This window comes from Pseudomonas sp. ANT_H12B, assembly GCF_008369325.1.
GTDB lineage: Bacteria > Pseudomonadota > Gammaproteobacteria > Pseudomonadales > Pseudomonadaceae > Aquipseudomonas.
Genome location: NZ_VOBI01000002.1, coordinates 320,826 through 334,351, shown reverse-complemented (window position 1 = coordinate 334,351; position 13,526 = coordinate 320,826). Strand labels below are relative to the sequence as shown.

The following is a 13,526-nucleotide window of genomic DNA, read 5'->3' as shown; positions in this document are numbered from 1 at the left end:
GTTGAATGTGCAGGCCTCATCGAGAACAGGCTCGCTCCCACAGTTTGTTTTGTGGCGTCACATCAAGAGGACACCGTTTTGCGCTCTACCGAAGTCGTGATCATTGGCGCTGGCGCCGCAGGGTTGATGTGTGCGCTGACTGCCGCCGGGCGCGGGCGCAAGGTTATGTTGCTCGACCACGCCAACAAGGCCGGCAAGAAAATCCTGATGTCGGGCGGTGGCCGCTGTAATTTCACCAACATGTACACCGAACCGGGCAATTTCCTCTCGCAGAACGAACACTTCTGCAAATCCGCCCTGGCGCGCTACACCCAGTGGGATTTCATCGGCATGGTCGCCAAGCACGGCGTGCCATACCACGAGAAAAAACTCGGCCAGTTGTTCTGCGATAACAAATCCAGCGACATCCTCGAGATGCTCCTCAACGAGTGCGATCAGGTCGGCGTCAGCCTGCATCTGGACACCTCGATCCAGACCATCGAGAAACTCGAAAGCGGTTATTTACTGGACACCACGCTAGGCCAAATCACCTGCGAATCCCTGGTAATCGCCACTGGCGGCTTGTCGATCCCGACGCTGGGCGCGACCGGTTTCGGCTATCAGGTGGCCAAGCAGTTCGGCCACGACTTGCTGCCGACCCGCGCAGGTTTGGTGCCGTTCACCATTACCGATCAGCTCAAAGAGCTGTGCACCGAGCTGTCCGGTACGTCGGTGGATTGTCTGGTGAGCTGCAATGACCAGAGTTTCCGCGAGAACATTCTGTTCACTCACCGCGGCCTCAGCGGTCCGGCGATTTTGCAGATTTCTTCGTTCTGGGAATCCGGCGATACGATTGAGATCAACCTGCTGCCGGATCACGACGTACCGAGCTGGTTGCAACAGCAGCAAGCCGAACGTCCCAACAGCGAACTGAAAACCCTGCTCGGTGAAATCTTCACCAAGAAAATGGCCAACCTGCTGGCGGACAACTGGTTCGTCTCCAAACCGATGAAGCAATACACCCACGCGGAAATTGCCGACATCGCCGAAAAACTGGCGAGCTGGAAAGTCGTGCCGGCCGGCACCGAAGGCTATCGCACCGCTGAAGTGACACTGGGCGGCGTCGACACGCGCGAAGTGTCGTCCAAGACCATGGAATCGCTGAAAAGCCCCGGCCTGTACTTCATCGGTGAAGTGCTGGATGTCACCGGGCATTTGGGCGGTTTCAACTTCCAGTGGGCGTGGGCCTCGGGCTACGCGGCTGCGCAGTACGTCTGACTCACATAACCTGAATGTGAAATACGCTCAATTGTGGGAGCTGGCTTGTCGGGGCGCCGTATCGCTGCGATAGCGGTCTGACAGTCAGCATAGATGTTGAATGTGCTGGCTTTCTCGCAGGCAAGCCCGCTCCCACAGGTTTCTCTGCCATTCCCGATTTTTGCGATCAGCATTGAGCTCCAAGGAACAGATTTTGCTGTCAGATGTGATCGGCGCCATTGCGTCGACGTCATTACTGGCTCAATTTAGCGGCATTGCCTCGGAAGGCCTTCGCACTTCATGTCATCGACCCCATTTAGTCAGTCTCTGCGTCGCCTCTGGGCGCTGGATAAATTCAGCTACAGCGTGCGGGTATTCATCGCCCTGACCGGCAGCATGGCGCTGTGTTGGTATAAGGATGAAATGGGGCTGCTGATCCCGCTGTTCCTCGGGATTATCGCCAGCGCCCTGGCCGAGACCGACGACAGTTGGCAGGGCCGCCTCAACGCGCTGGCCGTGACGCTGGTGTGTTTCAGCGTTGCCGCCCTTTCCGTCGAATTGCTGTTCCCCTACCCCATCGTCTTTGTCATCGCCCTCGCACTGGCCAGTTTCGGCCTGACCATGCTCGGAGCCCTCGGTGAACGCTATGGCGCCATTGCTTCGGCGACATTGATTCTGTCGGTCTACACCATGATCGGCGTGGAACAGCGCGGCGGCGAGGTCACTGATTTCTGGCACGAGCCGGTGCTGCTGGTGGCCGGTGCGGCCTGGTACGGTCTGCTCTCGGTGCTGTGGCAGGCGATGTTCTCCAACCAGCCGGTGCAGCAGAGCCTGGCGCGGTTGTTCCGTGAACTGGGTTTTTACCTGAAGCTGAAATCGTCGCTGTTCGAACCGATCCGGCAGATGGATGTGGAAGCGCGGCGGCTGGAACTGGCGCAGCAGAACGGTCGGGTTGTCGCCGCACTGAACGTCGCCAAGGAGATCATCCTGCACCGGGTCGGCAACGGTCGGCCGGGCTCGAAAGTCAGCCGATACCTCAAGCTGTACTTCCTTGCCCAGGACATCCACGAGCGCGCCAGTTCATCGCACTACCCCTACAACGCCCTGGCCGACGCCTTTTTTCACAGTGACGTGATGTTTCGCTGTCAGCGTCTGCTACGCCAGCAAGGCAAGGCCTGTCGAGCGTTGGCCGAGTCGATCCAGATGCGCCAGCCGTTTGTCTATGACGCAAGCTTCGCCGAAGCCCTGAGCGATTTGCACGCCTCGCTCGAACACCTGCGCATTCAGAGCAACCCGGCATGGCGCGGATTGCTGCGGTCGTTGCGGGCACTGGCGGCCAACCTCGGCACACTCGACCGTCTGCTCAGCGACGCCAGCAACCCCGACGCCTTGGCCGACGCCACCGACAGCAGCCTGCTCGACCGCTCGCCACGCAGCCTCAAGGATGTGTGGATTCGCTTGCGCACGCAGCTGACACCGACGTCATTGCTGTTCCGTCACGCCCTGCGTTTGCCCCTGGCGTTGAGCATCGGCTACGCAATGGTGCATTTGATCCACCCGTCCCAAGGCTACTGGATCATCCTCACCACGCTGTTTGTCTGCCAACCGAACTACGGCGCCACCCGGCGCAAACTCGGCCAGCGGATCATCGGCACCGCCATTGGCCTGACCGTGGCCTGGGCGCTGTTCGACCTGTTCCCCAACCCGCTGGTGCAGTCATGCTTCGCAATCGCTGCCGGGGTGGTGTTCTTTATCAACCGCACCACTCGCTACACCCTGGCGACCGCCGCGATCACCCTGATGGTGCTGTTTTGTTTCAACCAGGTCGGGGATGGTTACGGGCTGTTCCTGCCAAGGCTGTTCGATACCTTGCTCGGCAGCCTGATCGCCGGGCTGGCGGTGTTCCTGTTCCTGCCGGACTGGCAGGGTCGACGTCTGAACAAAGTGCTGGCCAACACCTTGACCTGCAACAGCATTTACCTGCGCCAGATCATGCAGCAATACGCCGCCGGCAAAAGCGACGACCTGGCTTATCGGCTGGCGCGACGCAACGCCCACAACGCCGACGCGGCACTGTCGACGACACTGGCGAACATGCTGATGGAGCCGGGGCACTTCCGTAAGGAAGCAGACGTCGGGTTTCGCTTCCTGGTGTTGTCGCACACCTTGCTCAGTTATTTGTCGGGACTGGGTGCACACCGGGAAACCCAGTTACCGGCGGACGTACGCGAGCATTTGATCGAAGGAGCCGGTGTGAGGCTGGCAGCGAGCATCGATGAGATCGCCCAGGGGTTGGCGAGCAAACTGTCGATTGCGATTCAGAGCGACGAGGAAGAAGCGCTGGCCAATGAGCTTGAACAGATGCCGGATGAAATCGATGAAGGGCAGCGGTTGGTGCAGACTCAGTTGGCGTTGATTTGCCGACAGCTTGGTCCGTTGCGCACGCTGGCTGCGCATTTGATCAAGGATACGAGCGAGGATTGAGATCTGTGGTGATCGGGCTGACCTCAACATAAGCACTGGATCAACGCCACTCACATCCCATGTTGTTTCAACAACCGCTCGTAACTCCCGTCCACTTTCATCGCCGCAATCTCCCGATCGAAACCCGCGACGATCTGTTCATGCTTCGGGTTCTTCAGGCTGACCAGAATGTGCAGGCTGTTTTCGCTCAGTGGCTTGGGCAAAAACTCCACGGAATTGCGCACCTTGGATGATTCCCGGGCCAAGTAATAACGAGCGACGTATTCGTCTTCCAGCGTCAGCTTGACCCGGTCGGCAGCGACCATGCGCACGGCCATGGCGAAGCTGTGCACCGGCACTTTCTGCAGCGACACATCATCATCGAACTCCGACGAATAGGCGTAACCGCGCACTACCGCTATCGGGTAGGTATGCAATTGCTGCAGGTTGTTGTATTCGATCGGCGCGTCTTTGCGCTTGAGAAAGCGCACGCGGTTGAGCAGGTATTCGCCGGAAAACTGCCCGAGTTTGGTGCGTTCGTCGGTGTACCAGGCGTTGACCAACACGTCGTATCGACCCTCGCCCACCCCCAGCAAGGCTCGCGCCCAAGGCACCTGTTCGAAATCACTGGCATAACCGGCCCGGGCCAGTGCGGTGCTGACGATGTCTGTGGCCAGCCCACCGTTGACCAGTGTGGCGTCGGTAAAGGGTGGCCAGGCATCGGCCACCAGCCGCAGCTTTTCTGCTGCCGCGCCCTGAGCCAGCGACAGCAATCCAATCAAAGCAAAGGCTCGATGCACTCGCGGCATGCTAGAAAATCCTTAGCGGGCGGGTTGCCCGGCGTGTTTTTCAGCCAAAACTCCAAGGCCCCCGTACCGCCAAAACCCAGGTACTAACATTAGCTCATTGAAGCCACTGCACAGCGCTTCATCGCAGATTACACAAAGAAGACAACGCCGCGAGAAATGAATGATGGCATTTTGGCCTTCGTCACAGATTTCTCCGTCATCAAGACATCTTTCGGCTGGGCGCTTAGTATCGGAACGACGTTGATCAAGGAATGTGAAGATGACAATCGATTGGGTCTGCAAACACCACAGTGATCTGGGCAAAGAACAGCTGTACGCCATTCTGCAGCTACGGGCAGAGGTGTTCGTCGTCGAGCAGAAATGCGTCTATCAAGACATCGATGGCCAGGATCTTGAAGGTGACACTTACCATTTGATGGCTTGGGACGGGGATCGCCTGGTGGCGTACCTGCGGTTGCTCGACCCGGAGTTACAGGGCGGCGACGTGGTGATCGGGCGGGTGATCATTGCCCCTCAGGCACGCGGCACCGGACTTGGGCATGAGTTGATGGCCCAGGCGTTGAAGCAGGCCGAAAAACGCTGGCCCGAAGTCCCGATCTATCTCTCGGCCCAGGCGCATTTGCAGAGGTATTACGGGCGATACGGGTTTGTTGTGACAGGTAAGGAGTTTCTGGAGGATGACATTCCACACATCGGGATGCGTCGTTCCTGAGGACCCCATCGCGGGCAAGCCCGCTCCCACAGTGATCGCGAGTGAATCACAAATTTGCAATTCACCTCGGTACCTGTGGGAGCGGGCTTGCCCGCGAAGGCGTCAGCTCAGTCACCGCAGCAGCTAGGGATATTCCAGCACCGCTTTGATCTGCCGCAAATTACGCTCGATCCATCCCCGATCAATCGCCCCCCACTCACGAATCCGATAGCGCCCGGCATGGTTGCGTGCGCCTTCTTCTTGCTCGAATTCGCAAACAATATCCAGATCCGCCAACGCGGCGATGGTGTCCTGGGCCGTGCGCCGGGGCATGCCGGTTATCTCGGTCAGCGCCGGGACGCTGCTGGCCAGCCCGCTGTCGATCAGGTACGCCACGTACAACCGACGATAGAAGCTGCTCTTGGTCTTGCTCACGTCCATCTAAACACTCCCGGCTGCGATCTTGATTTTTCTACTGCATGTCCCGCCACGTCAGGTACACCCGCACATCGAATTCCACCTGGTGATACCCCGGCAACATGTGTTCGCACAACTTGTAGAACGCCTTGTTGTGATCCGACTCTTTAAAGTGCGCGAGCTCATGCACCACGATCATTTTCAGAAACTCGGAAGGTGCCTCTTTGAACAACGAGGCCACGCGAATTTCTTTCTTGGACTTGAGCTTGCCACCCTGAACCCGAGAGATTGTTGTGTGCAGGCCAAGGGCGCGATGGGTCAAGTCCAGACGGTTGTCGAACAACACCTTATCGATGGTCGGGGCGTTACGCAGGTATTCCTGCTTGAGGTCCAGGGCATAGGTGTACAACGCCTTGTCGCTCTGTACCTGGTGTTTTTCCGGGTAACGCTGGCTCAGGTAATCGCCCAGCCGACCTTCGGCGATCAGCTGGCGCACCTGGTCCTGCAATGCAGCGGGATAGGCCTGGAGGTATTTCAACGCGGTCATTGGGGCGGGCAACACGAGTCACGAAAAGGTCGCCAGTGTAACGAATTCAGCCGGTCAGCGCGCTCCAGTCGAACGGCTGCACAAAGTTGCCGATGTCCTCGGCCATCATCGGCCGCGACACCAGAAAACCTTGCACGTATTCGCAGCCATTGGCTTGCAGCCACTCGTATTGCGCAACGGTTTCCACCCCTTCGGCAATCACCAGCATGCCGTACTGCTTGCACAGGTCGATAACGTTGCGCACCAGCGCTGCATCCCTCGAAGACTCCGGCAACCGGGCGATCAAATGCCGGTCGAATTTGACCGTATCCAGCTCCAGATCACGCAGATGAGACAACGAGCACGGCCCTGAACCGAAGTCATCCAGGGCCACTCGCACGCCCAGGTTACGCAACAGGCGCAGCTGTTTGCGGGTTTCCTCGGGGTTGAGCGTCAACGCCTCTTCAGTGATCTCGACTTCCAGATGGCGCGCCTGCAAACCATGACGCTCCAGCACCTGGCGCAATTCCGTCACCAGGTTAGGCATGCCGAACTGCGTACTGCTCAAACTGACGCCCAGCACCAAATCCTCGGCAAACAAGGTTTCCCAGGCTTTGCGCTGGCCCGCCCCGCGCTGATAAATCCAGCTGCCCAAGCGACTGATCAACCGCGCCTCTTCCAGCAACGGCAAAAACAGCCCTGGCGGGACATCGCCAACGCTCGGATGCTGCCAGCGCAGCAACGCCTCGAAGCCGCGAATTTGCCCGCTGACAATGGCCACCTGAGGCTGATACACCAAATTGAAATCACGGTTCTCGATGGCCGCGCGCACACTTTCTTCGAGCATCAACCGCGAGCGTGCGCGGCCATTCATTTCGTGATCATAGAAGCGATATTGCTGACGGCCGGCGCGCTTGGCTTCGTACATGGCGATGTCTGACGCACGCAGCAAGCCGTCGAGATTGGAGCCGCAATCCGGGTAAGTCGCAATGCCGATGCTGGCGCCCAACGCGATGTCCAGACCATCAATCTGCTGACAGATCGACACCCGCTCAATGAGCTTCTCGGCAATCTTGGCCGCTTGCTCGGGGAATTCCAGATCCAGCAACGCCGTGAACTCGTCACCGCCCATGCGCGCCAGAATGTCGAAGGGCCGCAGGCAGGCCTTCAACTGCTCGGACACCCAACGCAGCACCCGATCCCCGGCATCGTGACCGAGGGAATCATTGACCCGCTTGAAGCCGTCGAGGTCCAGATACAGCAGCACCCAGGCGCTGTCAGTGCGGTCGCCACGCCGCAGCAGGTTTTCCGCCGTCTGGTAAAAGCCGCGACGATTGAGCAGCCCGGTCAATGGGTCAGTGACCGCCTGGAATTCCAGTTGCTGATGCAGATGGCGCACCACCGACATGTCCAGCACCGTCACCACCATCGCATGTTGCTCGCTGGGCAACGGTGCACAGGACAATGCTACGGGCACCTGCTGGCCGGGCGCGGTTCGCAGCAACGCATCATGCAGGCGCAAGGTTTCAACACGCTTGTATCCGGCCAACAGCTCTGAATCGGCCCAGACCGGAATATGCGGCTTTTGCAGGAAATCCAGGAACTCCCTGCCTTGCAGGTCTTGCACCGTGGCATTGAGCAGCCGCGACATCGCCGGGTTGGCAAAGCGGATCAGACCGTCCTCATCGACCACCAGAATGCCTTCGGCTGCGTTATCCAGCACCGAGGCATTAAAGGCACGAGCGACCTCCAGATCGTGGCTCAGGCGCTGCAGCGCACGCCGGTTGCGTTGATGCTCGAGCAACGCCTGGACTTTGGGCTTGAGAATTTGCGGGTCGAAGGGTTTGAACAGGTAATCCACCGCACCACTGGCGTAGCCCTTGATCACGGCGTCCTGGGACTGTTCGTTGGCGGTCAGAAAAATGATCGGCGTGAGACGGGTTCGCTGACTCCCGCGCATCAGGCGCGCCACTTCGAACCCGTCCATACCCGGCATCTGCACATCCAGCAGCACCAGGTCGACATCATGTTCGAGTAACAGACTGAGTGCTTCGAAGCCCGAGGCGGCGGTCATGACCTGCCAGTCCTGGCGCTGTAACAACGCGCGCATGCTGATCAGGTTTTCAGGGTAGTCATCGACGATTAAAAGGATTGAGCTGCCTTCAACTGGCGTGGGTTGCGCGCATTCCATGCTGCTTCTCTTGTTCGGGGCGTCAGGCCGGTTTCTCGTGAAAACCGGACAAATACTAAGCCTTCACTCTAGACCGGGATCAGTGAAAGCAGAAGGTGTCGGTGCGCCATCATTTAATCAAAGCGTTCATTTGCCGACTAACGGTCAGCGCCACAGGCCCCTGAAACCGGGAAAGATGGCCTTTCGACAGGATGTTGACGTCAACCATCTGCCAGACGGGCATTAACAAATAACCCTTCTGCGCTTATAAAGATCGCCCTCGAAGGTGCGTGCTAGAGCTTCTGGCACGTGCGTGCAGTAAAAAATCCGTGGAAGCTTTTGTCTATGATCGATCTCGCAACCTGGAACCTCAGCGTTCCCGTCGGCAATCCGCCGTACACCGTTGAAACGTCAAAACTGGTGGATGGCTTCAAGGACCAATACTTCCACTCCGATACCGGCACCTTGTTTTTCTGGACCCCGGTCACCGGTTCTACAACTGAAAACGCAAAGTATCCCCGCACCGAACTTCGCGAAACCTACAGCAACGGCACGCTGAAAAACTGGCTCTACCCAGACGCCGACAACTCACTGCGCGCGACCCTGACGGTGAATCAGGTGCCGACCTCGGGCAAGATCGTCATCGGCCAGATCCATGCCTATAAGAGCCAGAAACCCATGGTGAAGGTCGAGTATCAGTACAAGACCACTACGCAGACAGGCAACATCGTCGCCAAGGTTCGTATGCGCCCCGATGACGATACCGCCCGGATAATCACCATTGCTACCGGGGTGAAACTGGATCGGGAGTTTTCCTACCTCATCCACCTGAGCCCGGGCGGAGCGCTGGGCATTAGCGCTGCCGGCTACCAATGGGACACCGACATCAGCGCGACCTGGCGTGACAAGCCGCTGTACTTCAAGGCCGGGGCCTATGTGCAGGACCACACCGGGTACACCAGTGAAGGCGGGAAAGTGACGTTCAGCAAGCTGGATATTGATCACGACAAGTAATCCTCACACCGATCGTTCCCAAGCTCCGCGAGGGAATGCAGCCCGGGACGCTCAGCGTCCCATTCCTCCCAAGAACAACTCAATCCCCGTAGCAGCGGCCGAGCCCGCGAGGCTGCGTTCGGCTGCGCAGCAGTCGTATCCCGGCAAACGAAAAACACCGTCTCGGGTTTTACGACTGCTTCGCAGCCGAACTCAGGCTCCCAAGCTCGACAGCTGCTACAAGCAACTGAACATTTTGAGCGTCCGCAAAAGTCGTAGGACTGATCCGACTGTGTCGAGGGAGCTTGTTCCCGCTCGGGTGCGAAACAGCTCCCAAACTCTGCCACCCCATTCCTACCGATGCACCGCTCTGCCCGGTTTACGACGGCTGCGCCGCCGAACTTGAGCAAGCTCCCTCACCACAATGACCGCGCTACGGTCCTACACCCCGGTTGCAGCCACCAAAGTCGCCGCTTATAGTTCGCCCCGTCGCCGGCAACAGTCGGCGATAGGGTTTCGCAGCCCTACCGAGTTAGAACCACAACCGTCAAAATACGATACGGTCAGCGTTTGCCCGTATTCGTTTTTTATGGCGGCTGTGCGTGGGAGACCTTCGGGTCTGCCGGGTCTTAACTCCTCGGTCTGCGAACCCGCGCACAGCTGCCACCCCATTTGTTTCGCAGCAAACGGTGGCGAATTCTTTCTTGAGTTAAGGATTTTCCATGAGCAATCAACAACCGCCTCGTCGCTTCACCCCCATGTCCCAATTCGCCACCGACTACCCCGTCCTGCTCATCGACAGCGACGCCCCACTCCAAGAACTCCACAATTGCGTCAGCGAACGCCTCAGCGCCGTCCTCAAATACCTGCACCTCATGGCCTGCACCAGCCTGCCGGACTATGCCGAGAACGACATCAACACCGTCACCAACATCGCCCGGATCATGGTCCAGGATGTAAGCGATGTGTTTCGGGTGATTGAGCAACGCGGGTTTGATAAACCTAAATAACTGAATATCAGGCTTTATGCGGACAATTAAATAAATACACAAAACCGTAAAAAAGTGCGGCGACCTTCCGGGCGCCGCTCTGATAATTACGTCCATGCTCTTTCTGCATTGAACCATAAAGCGAATTGATAGCCTTTAACAAAGCCTTCCACGGTCCATTACGGTTTCCGACAAAAGTCGCCCCTCCTCCATTTGGTTTATTTGCAGAGTAACGTGCACGGGGTAGCTATACATTGCTTTAACCTTTGCTTCTGCTTCTGCTTCTGCTTCTGCTTCTACTTCTGTTGGCGTGCTGGCATCAACGCCTCCGTATTGAGTGTTGTGCGTGCCGCCATCGGCATGTGCAGTGTAACTATAGCTAGTCATAATAAAACTCCTGAGAAGGGGACCGATCTATTTAAGCATCTGACTTTCAGACAACTCTTGCCGTTGACTGCGGGACAACCAGAGCTTCGATATCGTCGACATTGATCATGGTTTTCTCGTCAGTGCCAACCACCGTCAACTCCAGCTTGCCATCACTGCACGAACTAAAAAGGCCTGACACCACCTTGCCAGTTGTTAGCGTCACATCAATTCGGTCATTACTATTCAGCAACTCCAATCGAGCTGGAATAGAAAGCTGGATACTATAACCGCCACCAAATTTACTATTTTCCATGGCTACACTCTCCGCAGATCAAAGATAGAAGAAAGGTGACAGATCTGTTTAATCCACCTAACGCTTTCTTCTCCGGCTGCGCATTCACACTAGGTCGCAGCCAGCATCAAGTCACCTGTAATAAATGACAGTTTTTAATACCCTTTGGCAACAAAGGGGACAGATCTGAATGGCACTTACTTAGCAGCTAACCACTTGAGCTAAAAGCAAAAAATAAAGAAGGGCTGGTCTTGGTCTACGGTGATAGTTGCGAACACACACCGACGAACCAAGGACACAGCCCCAATGAATCGTAGACGTCAAATTCTCCAGCATCAACAGCAACGTTTCCATCGACACGCTTCGAACTGTGATACCTATGCGTTTTTCAATCTTCTCACCGCTCCCGAACTGTTACAGCGCGTCGAGTCTGCACTGCCAGAATATCGGGAGCGTCTGTTTCCGCCGACTGAAACGCTGCCTATGTTCCTGGCTCAAGCGATGAGTGCCGACCGTTCCTGCCAGAACGCCGTCAACGACTTGTCCATCAAACGGTCTTGTGGCGGCATGAAGCCCAATAGCACTCGCACGGGCGCCTACTGTAAAGCCAGAGAGCGGCTGCCTGTTGAGATGGTTTCCACGTTGGTCAGGCACACCGGTGCTTCGATAAGTGAAAAAGCACCCTCGTCGTGGCGCTGGATGGGACGGCCTGTACGCCTTGTGGACGGTACGACGGTCAGCATGCCCGACACCGCGGCCAATCAGGGTGCCTATCCGCAGTCTCGCGGTCAGAAAGTCGGTCTTGGTTTTCCGCTGTGTCGAGTGGTTGGCATCGTTTGCCTCTCCAGCGGCGCCGTTTTAGATGCCGCCCTTGGGCGTTTCCGAGGCAAGGGCGGCGATGAACAGACGCTGCTCAGATCAATGCTCGACACGTTGAATAGTGGCGACATTTTGTTGGGCGACGCTTACTACGCTACCTATTTCCTGCTGTGCGAGTTGCAACGAAGAGGTGTCGATGGCGTGTTCGAACAATATGGCGCTCGACGGCGCAGCACGGACTTTCGCTTGGGGCAAAGTCTCGGTTCGGAAGATCATCTGATCGAGTTGAAAAAGCCCGAAAGAAGGCCGCCCTGGATGAGTCAGGCGCATTACGAACAGGCGCCTGAAAGACTGACCGTGCGAGAGTTGAAGGCTGGCGGAAAGACTTTGGTGACCACGTTGCATTGCCCGAAGCAGACACCAAAAACAGCCCTTAAATCACTGTACAAGGGGCGATGGCATGTCGAGTTAGATTTGCGAAACCTCAAAGCTACGCTGGGACTTGGAAAGTTAAGCTGCAAAACCCCAGGCATGGCAGTCAAGGAGTTATGGGTCTATCTGTTGGCACACAATCTGATCCGAATGCTGATGGCACAATCGGCTCTATCAGCTGACTGCCTACCTCGCGAACTGAGCTTCAAACACAGCCTTCAGCTATGGCTGGCGCTGCGACAATATGACAGCCCTGAAGAAGAGGATGGCCTTTCAAATTTATTGGCGCTGATCGCTCAAAGGCGCGTTGGAAACCGGCCTGGTCGTATCGAGCCGCGAGCCATAAAACGAAGACCTCAAGCCTACCCCTTGCTGACCAAATCACGTCGGTCAGCAAGGGCTGATGTCAGGAAAAATGGGCACGCTAAACATGTTAAGTAAGTGCCATTCAGATCTGTCCCCTTTACAGCCCTCTGTACAACTGATTAAAGAGCTCATAAAAAACCCGCATTGCCAGGCTGTGTGAACATGCAGTCTGACAGGCGGGCCTTAAGACTTTTTCAAACATTTTAATTCATTATGAAGTACATTCGCAAAACACTATCCTTGAGTGCTAACTGTAATGGGCGTAGTCCAAGTCCCCGTACCCCCTGGCACATCTGTCAACTGAGCGTTGTAAGTACCTGGTGGAGCAGAGATATTAAGCGTAAAGTTACCCGCCTCATCAGACATAGTAGAGCCCAGAAGTCCGCCATGTCCCGCCATGCATGCATAAACAGGATCGTGCGGCCGACTAACAGTACCGGAAACAACAGCACTACCAAGTGAAGAACAGTAGTTCAATCGAATACTTGTGACTGCCATTATAATTTCTCCTTATTGAAGATATCGCAACATAAGAGTCTTTTTTCGACTCATACATCCGACTTGCAACTTGATTGCTGCACGACAGAGCCTAACCCCCCTAACTGCCAAATACACCTGTTAAAAATGACAGGATCTTATATTCTATTCGAATAATAAAAGTAGCAGCACACCAAAAACAAGCATATTGGCCGCATCAAAGACCAGCGAGGAAAAAATTATCTATTAAATTAATTGATAGCATTCCCCACTCACCCCACCATTATCTGCGGTCGACATATTAGGGCAATAAAGGGGACGCAATAGAGCCAATAAAGGGATCGGACTTATGTAACACTGTTTTTACTGCCAGGCTTGTATTTTTCACTACACGAAGGTAGAAGGTTTCATGCCCCGAAAAGCTAGTGTGGTAATGCTCAATTTTCCGCACCATATCGTTCAGCGCGGCAACAACCA

Annotated in this window: 12 protein-coding genes; 6 read left to right on the top strand and 6 right to left on the bottom strand. The window is 56.3% G+C overall.

The features are described from left to right. The first annotated feature begins 78 nt into the window (after positions 1 to 78). Together FQ185_RS04465 and yccS are read left to right on the top strand one after the other, a co-directional pair. Positions 79 to 1,257, top strand: a complete 1,179-nt coding sequence (locus FQ185_RS04465) for an NAD(P)/FAD-dependent oxidoreductase (RefSeq protein ID WP_149416436.1) — start codon at positions 79 to 81, stop codon at positions 1,255 to 1,257. A gap of 279 nt (positions 1,258 to 1,536) precedes the next feature. Further along, on the top strand, positions 1,537 to 3,720 hold the full coding sequence (yccS, locus tag FQ185_RS04460; RefSeq protein ID WP_149416435.1) for a YccS family putative transporter: 2,184 nt from the start codon (positions 1,537 to 1,539) through the stop codon (positions 3,718 to 3,720). Positions 3,721 to 3,770: 50 nt separating this feature from the next. Here yccS and FQ185_RS04455 read toward each other — a convergent pair whose 3' ends face one another. Beyond that, positions 3,771 to 4,508 carry an ABC transporter substrate-binding protein gene (locus tag FQ185_RS04455; RefSeq protein WP_149416434.1) on the bottom strand — a complete coding sequence of 246 codons (738 nt, stop codon included), beginning with the start codon at positions 4,506 to 4,508 and terminating at the stop codon, positions 3,771 to 3,773. A 259-nt stretch (positions 4,509 to 4,767) separates the two neighbouring features. On the opposite strand from FQ185_RS04455, the gene FQ185_RS04450 reads away from it, so the two are divergent. Next, complete coding sequence (locus tag FQ185_RS04450; protein WP_149416433.1) at positions 4,768 to 5,220, top strand: GNAT family N-acetyltransferase; 453 nt, start codon at positions 4,768 to 4,770, stop codon at positions 5,218 to 5,220. A gap of 123 nt (positions 5,221 to 5,343) precedes the next feature. Here the strand turns inward: FQ185_RS04450 and FQ185_RS04445 are convergent, their stop codons facing one another. The 3 genes from FQ185_RS04445 to FQ185_RS04435 are packed head-to-tail and all read right to left on the bottom strand — an operon-like array spanning position 5,344 to position 8,333. Continuing rightward, entirely contained in the window at positions 5,344 to 5,640 is a 297-nt protein-coding gene (locus FQ185_RS04445; protein WP_085697800.1) for a helix-turn-helix domain-containing protein, read from the bottom strand. A gap of 31 nt (positions 5,641 to 5,671) precedes the next feature. Continuing rightward, positions 5,672 to 6,163, bottom strand: coding sequence for a M48 family metallopeptidase (locus tag FQ185_RS04440; protein WP_149416432.1), 492 nt, complete (start codon positions 6,161 to 6,163; stop codon positions 5,672 to 5,674). Between the two features lie 46 nt (positions 6,164 to 6,209). Next, entirely contained in the window at positions 6,210 to 8,333 is a 2,124-nt protein-coding gene (locus FQ185_RS04435; RefSeq protein WP_149416431.1) for a bifunctional diguanylate cyclase/phosphodiesterase, read from the bottom strand. A gap of 324 nt (positions 8,334 to 8,657) precedes the next feature. Here FQ185_RS04435 and FQ185_RS04430 point away from each other — a divergent pair, with 324 nt between their 5' ends. Together FQ185_RS04430 and FQ185_RS04425 are read left to right on the top strand one after the other, a co-directional pair. Further along, on the top strand, positions 8,658 to 9,326 hold the full coding sequence (locus tag FQ185_RS04430; protein ID WP_149416430.1) for a polysaccharide lyase family 7 protein: 669 nt from the start codon (positions 8,658 to 8,660) through the stop codon (positions 9,324 to 9,326). 701 nt (positions 9,327 to 10,027) lie between these two features. Continuing rightward, positions 10,028 to 10,315 (top strand): fructose-bisphosphate aldolase, encoded by a 288-nt coding sequence (locus FQ185_RS04425; protein WP_149416429.1) that lies wholly within the window; start codon positions 10,028 to 10,030, stop codon positions 10,313 to 10,315. Between the two features lie 135 nt (positions 10,316 to 10,450). Here FQ185_RS04425 and FQ185_RS04420 read toward each other — a convergent pair whose 3' ends face one another. Continuing rightward, complete coding sequence (locus FQ185_RS04420; protein WP_149416428.1) at positions 10,451 to 10,681, bottom strand: hypothetical protein; 231 nt, start codon at positions 10,679 to 10,681, stop codon at positions 10,451 to 10,453. Between the two features lie 46 nt (positions 10,682 to 10,727). Next, positions 10,728 to 10,976 (bottom strand): hypothetical protein, encoded by a 249-nt coding sequence (locus FQ185_RS04415; RefSeq protein ID WP_149416427.1) that lies wholly within the window; start codon positions 10,974 to 10,976, stop codon positions 10,728 to 10,730. Between the two features lie 285 nt (positions 10,977 to 11,261). Between FQ185_RS04415 and FQ185_RS04410 the strand changes: the two genes are divergently transcribed. Continuing rightward, the gene (locus FQ185_RS04410; protein ID WP_149416426.1) at positions 11,262 to 12,647 is read left to right on the top strand and encodes an IS4 family transposase; all 1,386 of its coding nucleotides are present in this window, start codon (positions 11,262 to 11,264) and stop codon (positions 12,645 to 12,647) included. The last annotated feature ends 879 nt before the right edge of the window (positions 12,648 to 13,526 follow it).